Origin of the sequence: Streptomyces sp. NPDC056144 (genome assembly GCF_042264145.1) — a bacterium.
GTDB lineage: Bacteria > Actinomycetota > Actinomycetes > Streptomycetales > Streptomycetaceae > Streptomyces.
On sequence record NZ_JBHJVF010000008.1, the window covers coordinates 94,736 to 107,103 of the forward strand.

At 72.5% G+C, this 12,368-nt stretch carries 20 protein-coding genes; 12 read left to right on the top strand and 8 right to left on the bottom strand.

Going from position 1 to position 12,368, the window contains the following annotated elements; all coding sequences use genetic code 11:
- Nucleotides 1-41: 41 nt before the first annotated feature.
- Nucleotides 42-1,241 carry a serine hydrolase domain-containing protein gene (locus tag ACFC0Z_RS24095; RefSeq protein ID WP_376441530.1) on the top strand — a complete coding sequence of 400 codons (1,200 nt, stop codon included), beginning with the start codon at nt 42-44 and terminating at the stop codon, nt 1,239-1,241.
- Here the strand turns inward: ACFC0Z_RS24095 and ACFC0Z_RS24100 are convergent.
- Nucleotides 1,231-1,851: a LysE family transporter gene (locus ACFC0Z_RS24100; protein WP_360810396.1), complete on the bottom strand. Its 621-nt coding sequence runs from the start codon at nt 1,849-1,851 to the stop codon at nt 1,231-1,233. The two genes, ACFC0Z_RS24095 and ACFC0Z_RS24100, sit on opposite strands and share 11 nt — an antisense overlap.
- 57 nt (nt 1,852-1,908) lie before the next feature.
- On the opposite strand from ACFC0Z_RS24100, the gene ACFC0Z_RS24105 reads away from it, so the two are divergent.
- The 5 genes from ACFC0Z_RS24105 (at nt 1,909) to ACFC0Z_RS24125 (ending at nt 4,838) form a co-directional block, all read left to right on the top strand.
- Entirely contained in the window at nt 1,909-2,694 is a 786-nt protein-coding gene (locus ACFC0Z_RS24105) for an SDR family NAD(P)-dependent oxidoreductase (protein WP_376441534.1), read from the top strand.
- 104 nt (nt 2,695-2,798) lie between these two features.
- On the top strand, nt 2,799-3,179 hold the full coding sequence (locus ACFC0Z_RS24110) for a hypothetical protein (RefSeq protein ID WP_376441537.1): 381 nt from the start codon (nt 2,799-2,801) through the stop codon (nt 3,177-3,179).
- Between the two features lie 83 nt (nt 3,180-3,262).
- A complete protein-coding gene (locus tag ACFC0Z_RS24115; RefSeq protein WP_376441540.1) occupies nt 3,263-3,880 on the top strand; it encodes an RNA polymerase sigma factor in 618 nt (205 codons plus the stop codon).
- Nucleotides 3,877-4,224, top strand: a complete 348-nt coding sequence (locus ACFC0Z_RS24120) for a hypothetical protein (RefSeq protein ID WP_376441542.1) — start codon at nt 3,877-3,879, stop codon at nt 4,222-4,224. The genes ACFC0Z_RS24115 and ACFC0Z_RS24120 overlap by 4 nt, the downstream gene beginning before the upstream one ends.
- A 44-nt stretch (nt 4,225-4,268) precedes the next feature.
- Entirely contained in the window at nt 4,269-4,838 is a 570-nt protein-coding gene (locus ACFC0Z_RS24125; RefSeq protein ID WP_376441544.1) for a GNAT family N-acetyltransferase, read from the top strand.
- Nucleotides 4,839-4,854: 16 nt separating this feature from the next.
- Here the strand turns inward: ACFC0Z_RS24125 and ACFC0Z_RS24130 are convergent, their stop codons facing one another.
- From ACFC0Z_RS24130 to ACFC0Z_RS24145, 4 genes are read right to left on the bottom strand one after another with little or no spacing between them, the layout of a single operon-like run.
- A complete protein-coding gene (locus ACFC0Z_RS24130) occupies nt 4,855-5,277 on the bottom strand; it encodes a hypothetical protein (protein WP_376441547.1) in 423 nt (140 codons plus the stop codon).
- Nucleotides 5,278-5,308: 31 nt separating this feature from the next.
- On the bottom strand, nt 5,309-5,959 hold the full coding sequence (locus tag ACFC0Z_RS24135) for a YdcF family protein (RefSeq protein ID WP_376441548.1): 651 nt from the start codon (nt 5,957-5,959) through the stop codon (nt 5,309-5,311).
- Nucleotides 5,960-5,994: 35 nt separating this feature from the next.
- On the bottom strand, nt 5,995-6,192 hold the full coding sequence (locus ACFC0Z_RS24140; protein WP_376441551.1) for a DUF397 domain-containing protein: 198 nt from the start codon (nt 6,190-6,192) through the stop codon (nt 5,995-5,997).
- Nucleotides 6,189-7,067, bottom strand: coding sequence for a helix-turn-helix domain-containing protein (locus tag ACFC0Z_RS24145; RefSeq protein WP_376441553.1), 879 nt, complete (start codon nt 7,065-7,067; stop codon nt 6,189-6,191). The genes ACFC0Z_RS24140 and ACFC0Z_RS24145 overlap by 4 nt, the downstream gene beginning before the upstream one ends.
- Before the next feature lie 271 nt (nt 7,068-7,338).
- On the opposite strand from ACFC0Z_RS24145, the gene ACFC0Z_RS24150 reads away from it, so the two are divergent.
- The 6 genes from ACFC0Z_RS24150 to ACFC0Z_RS24175 all read left to right on the top strand — a co-directional run bounded on the left by ACFC0Z_RS24150 (nt 7,339) and on the right by ACFC0Z_RS24175 (nt 9,236).
- Nucleotides 7,339-7,611 (top strand): hypothetical protein, encoded by a 273-nt coding sequence (locus ACFC0Z_RS24150; RefSeq protein WP_376441555.1) that lies wholly within the window; start codon nt 7,339-7,341, stop codon nt 7,609-7,611.
- A complete protein-coding gene (locus tag ACFC0Z_RS24155) occupies nt 7,611-8,060 on the top strand; it encodes an ATP-binding protein (RefSeq protein ID WP_376441558.1) in 450 nt (149 codons plus the stop codon). Before ACFC0Z_RS24150 ends, ACFC0Z_RS24155 begins: the two co-directional genes overlap by 1 nt.
- Before the next feature lie 19 nt (nt 8,061-8,079).
- Complete coding sequence (locus ACFC0Z_RS24160) at nt 8,080-8,352, top strand: hypothetical protein (RefSeq protein ID WP_376441560.1); 273 nt, start codon at nt 8,080-8,082, stop codon at nt 8,350-8,352.
- Between the two features lie 64 nt (nt 8,353-8,416).
- A complete protein-coding gene (locus tag ACFC0Z_RS24165) occupies nt 8,417-8,611 on the top strand; it encodes a hypothetical protein (protein WP_376441563.1) in 195 nt (64 codons plus the stop codon).
- Complete coding sequence (locus ACFC0Z_RS24170; RefSeq protein WP_376441565.1) at nt 8,608-8,955, top strand: DUF6247 family protein; 348 nt, start codon at nt 8,608-8,610, stop codon at nt 8,953-8,955. Before ACFC0Z_RS24165 ends, ACFC0Z_RS24170 begins: the two co-directional genes overlap by 4 nt.
- Nucleotides 8,952-9,236: a hypothetical protein gene (locus ACFC0Z_RS24175; protein WP_376441568.1), complete on the top strand. Its 285-nt coding sequence runs from the start codon at nt 8,952-8,954 to the stop codon at nt 9,234-9,236. The genes ACFC0Z_RS24170 and ACFC0Z_RS24175 overlap by 4 nt, the downstream gene beginning before the upstream one ends.
- Nucleotides 9,237-9,249: 13 nt before the next feature.
- Here ACFC0Z_RS24175 and ACFC0Z_RS24180 read toward each other — a convergent pair whose 3' ends face one another.
- The 3 genes from ACFC0Z_RS24180 to ACFC0Z_RS24190 all read right to left on the bottom strand — a co-directional run bounded on the left by ACFC0Z_RS24180 (nt 9,250) and on the right by ACFC0Z_RS24190 (nt 12,310).
- Nucleotides 9,250-10,101 (bottom strand): EamA family transporter, encoded by an 852-nt coding sequence (locus ACFC0Z_RS24180; RefSeq protein ID WP_376441570.1) that lies wholly within the window; start codon nt 10,099-10,101, stop codon nt 9,250-9,252.
- Nucleotides 10,098-10,583, bottom strand: a complete 486-nt coding sequence (locus ACFC0Z_RS24185) for a YbaK/EbsC family protein (RefSeq protein WP_376441573.1) — start codon at nt 10,581-10,583, stop codon at nt 10,098-10,100. The genes ACFC0Z_RS24180 and ACFC0Z_RS24185 overlap by 4 nt, the downstream gene beginning before the upstream one ends.
- A gap of 77 nt (nt 10,584-10,660) precedes the next feature.
- Nucleotides 10,661-12,310, bottom strand: a complete 1,650-nt coding sequence (locus ACFC0Z_RS24190) for a penicillin-binding transpeptidase domain-containing protein (RefSeq protein WP_376441575.1) — start codon at nt 12,308-12,310, stop codon at nt 10,661-10,663.
- Between the last annotated feature and the right edge of the window lie 58 nt (nt 12,311-12,368).

Genomic DNA, 12,368 nt, shown 5'->3' on the forward strand with positions numbered 1-12,368 from the left:
ATGGGGGCCGCGAGCAGGAGCTGACACGAGGAGCGGTACGGGTGAACGTCGACGTCCAGGGCACGGTGGCACCGGGCTGGGAGCCGGTCAGGGACGCGTTCCTGCGCAACTTCGAGCACCGCGACGAGCGCGGAGCGGCCGTCGCCGTCCACCACGAGGGCACCAAGGTCGTCGACCTGTGGGCGGGCACCCGGGACGTCGACGGCGGCACCCCCTGGACCGAGGGCACGGCCCAGGTCGTCCGCTCCGCGACGAAGGGCGTCTCCGCCGCCGTACCCCTCTTGCTCCACCAGCGCGGTCTGCTCGACCTGGACGCCCCCGTGGCCACGTACTGGCCCGAGTTCGGGTCGGAGGGCAAGGACCGGGTGACCGTACGGCAGACGCTCGCGCACCAGGCGGGCGTCCCCGTCCTGGACCGGCCGCTCACCCTCGCCGAGGCGACCGACCTCGACACGGCGACCCGCGCCATCGCCGCGCAGGCCCCGGTCTGGGAGCCGGGCACGGCCCACGGCTACCACGCCCACACCTTCAGCTGGCTGCTCTCCGGCCTCGTCCACCGGGTCACCGGCCGCACCATAGGCCGCTGGGTCGCCGAGGAGATCAGCGGCCCGCTCGGCCTCGACCTGTGGATCGGCCTGCCGGAGGCGGAGGTCCACCGCGTCGGCCGGCTCGGCCCGGTCGAGGAACTCGACCCGCCCGGCACCGGGGCGGTCAAGCTCCGCCCGAAGCGCTCGGTGACGGAGGCGTACAAGGACCCGGAGTCCCTCACCCGCCGCGCCTTCGGTGTCATCGAGCCGCAGCCCGACGAGAACGACCCGGCCTACCGGGCGGCCGAACTCCCCGGCTCCGCGGGCGTCGCCACGGCTCGCGCGCTGTCCCGCTTCTACGCGGCGACGCTGGGCCCGGTCGACGGCCACGACGGTTCCTCCGGGGATCGCCTCTTCGCTCCGGCGACGCTGACCCTGGCCCGTACGGAGGAGTCGGCGGGCCCGGACCGCGTCCTCCTGGTCGGCACCCGCTTCGGCCTCGGCCACATGCTGCACGGCCCGGCGTCCCCGCTCCTCGGCCCGACGTCCTTCGGCCACCCGGGCCGGGGCGGCTCGCTGGGCTTCGCGGACGCGGAGTCGGGGATCGCGCTCGGGTACGTCACGAACGGCATGCGGAAGACGGTGACGGCGGACCCGAGGGCGCAGGAACTGATCAGGGCCGTGAAGAAGTCCCTGACGTCCGTCATGCCGTAGCGGGCGCGAACGCCAGCACCACCCCGAGCCCGACCAGCACACTCCCGATGACCTTGTTGAGCACGGCCTGCCGCCGCAACAGTCGTGCGCGCAGGGCCTGCTGGGAGAAGAGCACGGCGGCGATCCCGAACCAGACGAGGTGGGCGACGGACATGAACACCCCGTAGCCCACCTGCTGGACGAGCGGGGTGTCCGCGCTGACGACCTGGCTGTAGGTGCTCACGACGAAGAGCATCGTCTTGGGGTTGAGCGCGTTGGTGAGGAACCCGACGCGCAGGGCGCCGAGGGACGTCATGCGGGGCCCCTCGCCCTTCTCCAGGTCCACGGAGGTCGCGCGGGCGACGAAGGTCTTGTACCCCACGTACACGAGGTAGGCGGCGCCGACGAGCTTCATCACGGTGAACAGCACCGGCGTACGGGACACGAGCAGCCCGACCCCGAGCATCGTGTACGCGACGTGCACGAGCACGCCCAACGCGATCCCGACGGCGGCGAGGACGCCCGCGGCCCGCCCGTACAGATAGCTGTTCCGGACGGTCATGGCGAAGTCGGCGCCGGGACTGATGACGGCCAGGACGGTGATGACGGCTACGGCGATCAGTTGGCCCATGAACGAAAAACTAGTCGATCAACAGCGGCCGCCGTAAGGAGAGATGACAATCTCCCCATGGAACTCACACGGCGGTTCGAGGGGTACGGGGTCCTCGTCACGGGCGCGGCACGCGGCATCGGCGCGGCGACGGCGCGGCGCCTGACGGAGGAGGGCGCGCGGGTCCTGGTGACCGACATCGACGAGGCGGGGGCGCGCAGAGTGGCCGCCGGGCTCCCCGGCGCGGAAGGGCTGCGCTGCGACATCGCCGACCAGGAGTCGGTGGACGCGGCCGTCGCCCACGCGGTGAAGGCCTTCGGCGGACTCGACGTCCTCGTCAACAACGCCCTGGCACCGGTGGCACCCGACCGCGCCCGCTTCGAGGACGACCCGGACGGCGGCTGGGCGGAGCAACTCGACGTGACCCTGATGGGCGCCGTCCGCTGCTCCCGGGCGGCGCTGCCGCACCTGGCGGCGGCGGGCGGGCGCGGGGCGATCGTCACGATCGGCTCGGTCAACGCCGAGGCGGACTTCGGGAACCACGCGTACAGCGCGGCGAAAGCGGGCCTGGCCTCGCTGACGCGCACCCTGGCGGGCGACGCGGCCCCCCGCGGGGTACGGGTCAACCAGATCAACCCCGGCACGATCGCGACCCCGGCGTGGGCGGGCCGGGAGGACGACCTGGCGGCCCTGGGCGCCCGGGCGTACCCCCTGGGCCGGGTGGGCACTCCGGAGGACGTAGCGGCGGCCGTCGCCTTCCTCGCCTCCCGGGACGCCTCCTGGATCACGGGGACGACCCTGCGGGTGGACGGCGGACTGCTGGCGGTGAACCAGCACTTCGCGGAGGTACTGGGGGAGGCGTGAAAACAATTCCCTCCTGAGACGCAACCTCGGAGGGGGACGCACGTCTGGTGGGTTGAAGGCGCCCTTCAGACCCATGTCCCGCACGCACCCCCTGGGGAGACCTCATGACCCACCCGACCCGTCGCCGCCGCCGGATCCTGGGCGCCGCCGCAGGCGCCGCGCTGCTCCTCGGCGGAGCCTTCACGGCGCAGGCCGTGGCCGACGCGGGCCCGAAGCCGTCGCCCGCGACCCGGACCACACCGGCCGTGCCCGCGGCCCCGGCACCGGCGGTGGTCGTCCCGCGTCCCGCCGCCCCGGCCGGCCCCGCGACGGACACCCCGCAGCCGGCCGCGCCGAAGGTCGCCGACCTGACGCCGGCCGCGGCTCCCGCACCGGCCGGCCCGAAGCCGGCCGGGTCCGGGCCCGCCAGGGTCGTCGACCCGGGCAAGGCGGCGCACCCCGGCGTCTACGAGCCGGGTGAGCCCCGCCCGGCCCCGGCCAAGTAGCCACCACGAAAGCGGGGGTGGGCCGGACTCCGTGGGGGAGCCCGGCCCACCCCCACCCTCCTCATCGAATCCGAACGAGGCACATGCAGTACGCGTACGCGACACCCGCCGCAGCCCCCTGGTGGTCCCTCCTGCTGGCCAGGATCACCGGAGCGGCCCGCTACCTCACGGTGGTACGGGGCGGGGGCGCCCGCCCGTACGAGAGCGAGCACCCACCAAGCCTGGCGGCGCTCTACGACGCGAGGCGCCTCGACATGGTGCGCCTGGCGCTCTTCCTCGTGGACGACCTGCACACGGCCGAGGACGTCGTCCAGGACGCGTTCGCGGCGGTGTGCCGCGCGTACGGCACGTCACTCGACGGCCTGCGGGACCCGGGGGCGTACCTGCACACGGCCGTGGTCAACGCGGCCCGCTCGGTCCTGCGCCGCCGCCGCACGGCCCGCGGCTACACCCCGCCCCACGAGCCGCCGACCCCACCGCTCGACGAGGGGCTCCTCCTGGCGGAGGAACACCGCACGGTCCTCGACGCCCTGGCCGAACTCACCCACCGCCAGCGCGAGGTCCTGGTCCTCCGCTACTGGTCGGAACTGACCGAGGAACAGATCGCGGGAACGCTCGGCCTCTCGCGGGGCACGGTGAAGTCCACGGCCAGCCGCGCCCTGAGCGCCCTGGCGAAGAAACTGGAGAAGGCCGACCGATGACCCCGACGCCCCCGCACGACACCGAGGCCCGCCTGAGAGCGGCCCTGGCGGCCCGAGCCGCCCAGGTCACCCACCACGACCTGCGCCGCCAGCCGCCCCCGACGGGCAGGGCCCGGGGCATCCGGTCCGCCTACGGCCGGGGCCTGGCCGTGCTGGCGGTGGCGGCGACCGTGGCGGCGGTCTGCCTCCTGACGCTGCTCCCCGGAGCCCCGCTCGCCCCGACCCCGGTCAGCCCGGCGGGCCCGCCACCGGTCACGGACCCCACCCCGTCCCCCAACGACCCCGCGCTCCCCGCCCCGAAGGTGCAAACCCCCGGACCGGCGGCCCCGACCCCGACCCGCTGACGGCCGGGGCGCGGACCGGTGTCCGCCGTGGCATCGTGGCGACCATGACCCTCACCGTCCGCCCGGCAACGGAGTTCGAGGACATCAAGGCCCTGGTGGGCCCCAAGTCCCCCGAAGCCACCGTCTGCTGGTGTCTCAGCTACCGCATCCCGTCCAAGCTGAACAACGAACTCAGGGGCCCGGCCCGCGGCGAGTACGTCCGGGAGCTCTGCGGCAAGGAACAGCTGGGCGTGATCGCCTACGACGGCGACGAGCCCGTCGGCTGGGCGGCGGTGGCACCGCGCTCGGTGACGTCCTTCGCCCGCAGCCGCACGATCCCGCACGTCGACGACCTGCCGGTGTGGTCCCTGTGGTGCGTCCGCGTCCGCCCCGGCCACCGCAAGAAGGGCGTCTCGCACACGGTGATCGCCGGTGCGGTCGAATACGCCCGCGCCCACGGTGCCCCGGCGATCGAGGCGTACCCGCTGGACAACGGGGACGCCCGGGTCGACACGACGATGGCGTACGCGGGCCTCCGCAAGAACTTCGAACGCGCGGGCTTCACCTACGCCTCCCCCACCACCTCGGTCCTGGCAGGCCACCCCCGCATCATCATGCGCCTCGACCTGCGCTGAGGCCCATGGGGGTGCCTCAGGGTTCACGCCACGAGTCGGACGCGATCGCTCTGTCCCGGAAGCACTGGAAAGCGCTCCAGCTCGCCCGGGCATCGTCCGCGTTCGTGAGCAGCTCGCCTGTCGAGCAGTCGAAGGGGCGGCAGCCAAGGGCCTGGGAGATGCGGAAGATCACGGGCAGCACGTCGTCCTCCCCGCCCCGGACATGGAGCATGACCGACTCGACGGGGTCGTGCTCGCCGATGCCGAGTTCGATCACCCAGGTCGGACCGAGCAACTCGCCCCACGCTGGGTCGGTCAGGTCGACCTCGCCCACTGTTGACCTGAGTGCCTGGTGAACGCCGGACCGGCTGCCGATGGGAGGCGGCTCGTGATCGGCGGGAAGATCGTCGATGGACGTGACGTCCGCGGGCAGCGGCAGCAGAAGAATGTCCCAGCTCATGGTGCACTCTCACGGTAGGGCGGAAGCGGCGTCAGCCGGCGACGAGCCGGCTGGTGAACCCCTGGTCACGGAGCCGTTCGAACGCGCCGACGACGGCCTCGGGTACGTCCGTCTCGACCATGAACCCCTGCTCCGGGTAGACCATCAGCCGCTGCACGGCCCCCACGAGCATGTCGAGGACGAGCCGGGGATCCTGGAGGGAGTCGACGTACGAGGGCAGCGACATCGGCGACGACGCGCAGACGAAGTCCACCCCCGGCCACACCTTCCGCGCGGTCGCGTAGGCCCGCCGCTCCTCGTACGGCTTGCTGACGAGGAGGACGGACGAGACCTCGATCCCGCGCTCGGCGAGCAACTCCCGGGAGAACCGCAGGTTCTCTCCGGTGTTACGGGCCCGGGGCTCGACGAGCACGACGTCCTCGGGCACCCCCGACTCCAACGCCCGCTCCCGGTAATGCTCGGCCTCACCCCGGGGCATCCGCCCCTCGGTGGTCCGACTCGTGGCCCCGGTGAACACGATGACCGGCGCCAGTCCCCGCCGGTACAGCCCGACGGCCACGTCGGCGACCCCGAGGTCGTGACTACCGAGCCCGACGAGGACGGAGCAGGGCCGAGGTGTGTGCCCCATCTGCTGGAAGTCCCAGAGGGTTTGGGCGTCGGCCCAGGTGGTGGCGGGGAGCATCGCGCCTTCTCGGGTGCGGGTACGTGGACGGGGTCCTACAGCCGGGTGGTCGTCACTGCATCGACGAACGAAGCCCAGGCGTCCGCCGGGAAGGCGAGGTGGGGGCCGATGGGGGCGGTCTTGCTGTCGCGGACCGCACTCCCGCCCACGGACGTGCGCGCCACCTCGACGCAGTCGCCCTGCTGATCCGAGAAGGACGACTTGCGGAATGCGCTGACGATCTCAGGTGTCACGTTGCCTCTTCCATCCGATCCGCTGCGTCGCCCAGGATCTGGCGGATGAGTTCCGCGCTCTCCTCGGGCGACATCGCCGCCGAGCGTAGTTGATCGAAAACGTCGGCATAGGCGGCGAGATCCTCGGGGGTTTCCACGACAGTCGTGTTGACGACGGTCCGTACGGCCACCGCCTCGACGTGGGGCTCCACGCCGAACGAGAAGGCGACGAACGGTCCCGACATGCCGGCGGACTTGTTCGCCGCCGTCGGCAGGATCTGCACGGTGACGTTCTGGCGCTGCCCGGCGTCGAGCAGATGCCGGAGCTGCCCGTCTCGGACGGCGGGGGCGTCGCGGAGTGAGGTGATGGCGGGCTCCCAGATGATGGCGGTGAAGCGCACCCCGCCCGCTTCGATCCGGCGCTGGCGTTCCTGGCGGACCTTGACGAGCTCGGCGATGCGGTCGGCGGCGATGAAGACAGGCCCCGAGGAGATCACCGACTCCGCGTACTCCGGAGTCTGCAACAGGCCGGGAATCAGGGCGGGTTCCCAGGAGCGGATGTACGTCGAGTCGCTTTCGAGCGTGATGTGGTCCGCGTAGTCCGGGCGTAGCGTCTCCTGGTAGTCCAGCCACCAGCCCCGCTGATTGCTGGCCCGCGCCAGCTCCTCCAGCCGGTCGCGCTCGCCCTGGTCCCGGACGCCGTAGCAGTCGAGGAGGGTGCGGACTTCCAGGGCGGAGGCGGAGACCTGCCCGCTCTCCAGGCGGCTGACCTTGGTCACGGATCTCAGGATGGCCTGGGCGGCCGCCGACTGGTCGACTCCGGCCGCCTCGCGGAGGCGCTTGAGGGCAGAGCCGAGCCGCCGACTGCGAACCGTCGGCTTCCCACCTGCGGGCATGTCGTCTCCTCTCGACGTGGCGTCAGTTTGCCGCTTGCCAACGGAGTTGAGCCAGTTGCGACCCCCCTCGGAGGGTCCGCAAATTTGCGGAAGGCCCACTTGCGTCGGTGAATCGAACAGCCCTAGCGTGAGGAATGTGACGCAGAGCACGCGTGATCGTGCACTGCGTGATCTTGGGGTGCCGGGATCCGGCGCCATCCGGAAATGTCGAAACCCCCGCGACCGTGCGACCGGTCCGGGGGCGTGGCCAACGCTTCGAAGGAGCGTCAACGTGCACCACCCTATCGTCCGGCTTGTCGGACTGATTCTGTCCCTGCTCCTCCCACCGTCCGGGCGGCGCCGACGGGAGGCGGCCCCGCCCCCACAGGCCCCACCCGCCCACGTCTGCACCCGAGTTCCCCTCCTCCGGGGCGAGGGCAGCCCCCTCGTCCGCCCCTACCTGGACACCCCCGCCACACTCCGGGCCCGCCGCCGCGCCCTCTGGCTGGCGACGCACGGGGTGGACGTCGGACCCCGCCTCATCCACGGCGTGGAGGTGGCCTGATGGGAAACGAACCGGCCACCGCGCACGGCCCCGACACCGTCGTCCTCCGCTGGCCGCAGGCCACCCGAAGTGTCCCCCTCGCCCGCCGCGAGCTGCGGCGGACGCTCGCCCGATGGGAGTGGCAGGCCTTGGAGGACGCCGCCTCGCTCGTCCTCTCCGAGCTGCTGACGAACGCCGTGCGCCACGGCAGGGTCCCCGGCCGGGAGATCGAGACCCGCTTCGTGCGGATCCCGGACGGCGCCGGTCTGCGCATCGAGGTCCACGACGCATCGGAACGGCGCCCGCTGATAGCGCTCCCGGAGACCGGCGGAGCCGACGGCGGCTGGGGGCTGCCGCTGGTCGACGTACTGGCCGAGAAGTGGGGTGTCTGCGACCGCTCCGGGCCGGGAAAGCTGGTGTGGGCGGAGCTTGTCGTGAAGAGGGAGTCTCATGCGCAGCAAGGGAATTGAGGGAACAGGGAGGGCCGCTGTGGCCCGGCCCCACCACCGTCTCGGCCGCCGCCCCAAGCTCTGGGCGTTACGGCCCGACCGCACGGGAAGCGGTCTGATCACCGAGGCGGAGTGCACCACCTGCCACGACGGCTCCGGCGCCGCCGACGACGCCCGGGGCCCCGCCACCTGGTGCCTGTCCCACGCCCAGGAAACCGGCCACACCGGCTTCCGCCGCATCCGCACGGACTTCTTCCGCGCCTCCTGCGACGGAATGGGTACGGAGGCGGCGGCGACCACCACCGGTATCTGAGGCGGAGGGCGGGACGTTTCCAGAGCAGTTGAAAGTAGGGGGCGCGGGGTGCACTCTCGTGACCATGACCACCACGAGGACCAGGGGCGGACGAGCCGTCCTCACCGGCGTGGAGATCGGCCACGGAAGCGCGTCCGCCGGCGCCCGCCACGTCGACCGGACCCCGGCCCGCGTCGCCACACGGGTGACCGCCCGCAAGGCCGAGGCCGAGGCCGAGGCCGAGTACGCCGACCGGACCGAAGGGAGCGCAGCCGCGTGACGACCCAGCCAGAAGGCCTCGTGCCCCTCGTGCCCATGCCGGAGAAGACCCCGGCCGCGCTCCGTGTCGCCGTGGCCCGCCTCGACTCCGCCGCCCTGCCCCGGTTCGACGCGCACTGGACCGAGGCGATGGCTCAGGCGCGTGACGAGTTCAGCCTCCTGCCCGGCAGGCACTTCGTCGACCACTGGTGGTCGTGGGTCGCCGTCCAGAGGATCCCCGACCTCGCCGCCCGGTTCCGCGAGTGCGAGCAGATCGTGGCAAGCTCCGAGGACAAGACCACCCGGCGCGCCGCGTCGGCCGAGCTCGCCCGGATTCTCGCCGACGCGGAGGCGGCCGCCGCGTGAGCGACTGGACCTGGGAGTACAACCCGGATGCCGCGAACGTGGTCGGCGGGCTGCCCGCCGAGCAGCGGCAGGATGTGGAGGACTTGGCCCGCCGCATCGCCGACGCGGTCGGCGTCCGCCGCATCGGCCACCCCTTCGACATCCAGGAGTCCGCCTCCGGCGTGAAGACGTACGCCGAGGGACCGGTGATGCTCTGGTATCAGGAGGACTACCGCGACGACACGGTGCTGATCCTCCGCGCACGCCACTACCTCGCTCCCACCGTCGACGCCGAGGACTGACCCCCGCGCCGCCTCACCCCGCCCGCAGCATCAGCCCGATCCCCAGCACCATTAGTCCCGCCGCCGCGATGCGTGGGCCGCCGAAGCGTTCCTTGAAGAAGACGGTGCCGATGGCGGCGCCGACGATGACGGAGGACTCGCGGAGGGCTGCGATGGGGGCCAGGGGGGCCTGGGTCTGGGCCCAGAGGACCAGGGCGTAGGCCGTGACCGAGAGGGTGGCGCCGGTGAGGCCTCGGGTCGCGTACCGGCGGAGGGCCGGGAGCAGGGTCGCGCGGCGCGTGCAGAGGGCGTATGCGGGGATCGCGAGGCCCTGGACGACCATCAGCCAGGCGATGTAGCCGAGCGAGGTGCCGGAGGCGCGGACGCCTATGCCGTCGACGACCGTGTAGAGGGCGATCGACAGGCCCGTCGCGCCCGCCGCGAGCAGGGCGGGCCACTGGGGGCGGGCGTCCGCGCCTCTGATGCCCCACAGGGCGAGGCCCGTCAGGCCCGCGCAGGCGACGGCCACGCCGAGCAACTGCCAGCCGCTCGGCACCTCGTGGAGGAAGGCCGCCGCCAGGACGGTCACGACCAGCGGGGCCGTACCGCGCGCGATCGGGTACATCTGGCCGAAGTCGCCGAGCGTGAACGACCGCATGAGCAGGGCGTAGTAGCCGATGTGGAGGGCGGCGGAGGTGAGGAGGTAGGGCCAGGCCTCCGGGGCGGGGAGGGGGACGAAGAGTGCCGTCGCCGCGCCGATCAGGACCCCTCCGCCGGATATCAGCGTGAAGGAGATCAGCTGGTCCTTGATGGCGTGGGCTATCGCGTTCCAGCTCGCGTGCGTCACCGCGGCGACGAGGACGGCCAGGGTGACGAGCGGCGTCACGCCGTCTGTTCCCGTACGTCGGCGAGCGTCGCGCCCGCGTGGGCGACCAGGTCCTTCGGGGGCAGGGCGAAGACCGTGTGCGGGGTGCCGGCCGCCGCCCACACCACCGCGTGGTCGAGGACGCCCCGGTCCGCCAGGACCCGCGTGCTCGTCCGGTGGCCGAAGGGCGGTACGCCTCCGATCGCGTACCCCGTCGCCTCCCTGACCACCTTCGCGTCGGCCCGGGTCACCTTCTCCGCGCCGAGTTCCGCCCGTACGCGCTCCACGTCGACCCGCGACGCGCCGTCCATGAGGACGAGCACCGGGACCCCGTCCGCCGCGAAGATCAGCGACTTCACGATCTCGGACACCTCACAGCCGATCGCGTCGGCGGCCTGCTGGGCCGTCCTCGTCTCGTCGGGGAAGCGGCGGATCTCGACGTCGAGACCCAACTCGGCGAGGGCGGCGGCGAACTGGGGGTGTGCGTGCTCCGTGGTCGTCATGGCCCGACACGCTAGCGGCCGGTGTACGGGCCATGCGACCGGGTTCCGGAGGGTGGGACGCCCCCCCCGGCGCCGTGTCAGCCTGCCTTCAGGACCTGGGCCACCACCGGGCCCGCCGCGTCACCGCCGTGACCGCCGGCCTCCACGACCGCCGCCGCCGCGAGGTCGCCGGAGTAGCCGGTGAACCAGCTGTTCGACGTCCCCTGCCCGTCGACCTCCGCCGAGCCGGTCTTCGCGCCCTTGGGGGAGGGGACGCCGCTCATCGCGTTCGTCGCGGTGCCGTCGCCCGCTGTCGCCGTCTCCCGCATCATCTGCTTCAGGGCCGACGCGACTCCGGGGGAGAGCCGGTCCGCCTCGGCGAACTCGCGGTCGTCGAGGTCCTTCGCCACCAGGTACGGCTGGAGGAAGCCGCCGTTCTTCACCGTCGCGGAGAGCGAGGCGACGTTCAGGGCGCTCATCTGGATCTGGCCCTGGCCGATGTACGAGGCGGGGGTGTTGCTCCCGGCGGACTCGGGGACGCTGCCGTCGAAGGCGCCGATGCCGACCGCCCAGGTCTGGCCGATGCCGAAGGAGTCGCGGGCCGTCGTGCCGAGGGCGGTGTCCGCGAGGTTCTTGTCGGCCATCTTGGGGAGCACCCCCTTGATGAAGGCGGTGTTGCAGGACCGGCGGAACGCCTGGGCGAGGGTGGCGTTGGGGATGCTGAACTTCTCGAGGTTCTGGAAGGTCTGGCCCCGTGCCAGGACGGTGGGCGGGCACTCGACCGAGCTGCCCGGTCCTGCCACCACCCCGTTCTGCATCAGCATCGCCGCCGTGACGATCTTCATCGTCGAGCCGGGCGCCTGCTGCCCCATGAAGGCCGTGTTGTACTCCGTGGCCGGGTTGTTGGCCACCGCCCGTATCGCGCCCGTCGACGGCTCGATCGCCGCCACCGACGCCTGCGAGAAGCCCTTGACGGCCTTCTCTGCCGCCGCCTGGACGCCCGCGTCGATGGTCGTCTTCAGCTCGCCCGGCTTGCCCTTCGTCAGGACGAGGAGGGGGAGGGTGGAAGCGCCGTACGTACCCGTGCCCTGTTCGATCCAGGTCTCGATGCCCGCCTCGCCGCCCGCCTTCGCCCCGTACCGCTTCCGCAGCTCCGCGAGGACCGGCGCCAGCGACGGGTACTTCTCCGCCGTCAGTTCGACGCCGTCGTGGTCGACGGCCTTCACGGAAGCGGTCTTCGCGACGCCCGTGCGGATCGTGGCGTCGGGGGTCGTCAGCTTCGGGTGGAGCACGGACGGGAGCCACTTCACGAGCGCCCGGCCGGTCGTCTCGCCCCGGAGGACGGTGAGCTGGGAGCGGTACGTCCAGGGCTTCGACACGCCCTTGTACGTGATGGTCGCCTTGACCGTGAACGGCACCGTCACGTCGACCGGCGCCTCGGGCGTGATGGCCAGCGCCGAGATGCTCGCGCCCTCCTTGTACGCCGCCAGGGCCGGCGACGCCGTGACCGGGTCGTTCGTCAGCTGGCCGGCCCGTTCGGCCTCCCCGGCGGCCCACGCGGCGAGGAAGTCCCGGGCGGTCGCCGTCACCTCGTCGGAGGTGACGGGTCCGCTCCGTCTCGGTGCGTCCGTGGGCGACGTGGAGCCGCCCATGATCCCGTTCCACAGGTTGTATCCGCCGTACCCGACTCCGCTCGCGACGACGAGGAACACTCCTCCGACGATCGCGGTCTTCGCTCCACTGCGCATGACTGACGTCCCCTCCCCGAACGGCCGTCCAGTCAATCAGCGTCACTTCCGTGTGTCG

Excerpts from the sequence above, each read along its gene's own strand:
- ACFC0Z_RS24100 (WP_360810396.1), bottom strand. The coding sequence starts at position 1,851 with ATGGGCCAACTGATCGCCGTAGCCGTCATCACCGTCCTGGCCGTCATC.
- ACFC0Z_RS24105 (WP_376441534.1), top strand. The coding sequence starts at position 1,909 with ATGGAACTCACACGGCGGTTCGAGGGGTACGGGGTCCTCGTCACGGGC.
- ACFC0Z_RS24110 (WP_376441537.1), top strand. The coding sequence starts at position 2,799 with ATGACCCACCCGACCCGTCGCCGCCGCCGGATCCTGGGCGCCGCCGCA.
- ACFC0Z_RS24115 (WP_376441540.1), top strand. The coding sequence starts at position 3,263 with ATGCAGTACGCGTACGCGACACCCGCCGCAGCCCCCTGGTGGTCCCTC.
- ACFC0Z_RS24120 (WP_376441542.1), top strand. The coding sequence starts at position 3,877 with ATGACCCCGACGCCCCCGCACGACACCGAGGCCCGCCTGAGAGCGGCC.
- ACFC0Z_RS24125 (WP_376441544.1), top strand. The coding sequence starts at position 4,269 with ATGACCCTCACCGTCCGCCCGGCAACGGAGTTCGAGGACATCAAGGCC.
- ACFC0Z_RS24130 (WP_376441547.1), bottom strand. The coding sequence starts at position 5,277 with ATGAGCTGGGACATTCTTCTGCTGCCGCTGCCCGCGGACGTCACGTCC.
- ACFC0Z_RS24135 (WP_376441548.1), bottom strand. The coding sequence starts at position 5,959 with ATGCTCCCCGCCACCACCTGGGCCGACGCCCAAACCCTCTGGGACTTC.
- ACFC0Z_RS24145 (WP_376441553.1), bottom strand. The coding sequence starts at position 7,067 with ATGCCCGCAGGTGGGAAGCCGACGGTTCGCAGTCGGCGGCTCGGCTCT.
- ACFC0Z_RS24155 (WP_376441558.1), top strand. The coding sequence starts at position 7,611 with ATGGGAAACGAACCGGCCACCGCGCACGGCCCCGACACCGTCGTCCTC.
- ACFC0Z_RS24165 (WP_376441563.1), top strand. The coding sequence starts at position 8,417 with ATGACCACCACGAGGACCAGGGGCGGACGAGCCGTCCTCACCGGCGTG.
- ACFC0Z_RS24185 (WP_376441573.1), bottom strand. The coding sequence starts at position 10,583 with ATGACGACCACGGAGCACGCACACCCCCAGTTCGCCGCCGCCCTCGCC.
- ACFC0Z_RS24190 (WP_376441575.1), bottom strand. The coding sequence starts at position 12,310 with ATGCGCAGTGGAGCGAAGACCGCGATCGTCGGAGGAGTGTTCCTCGTC.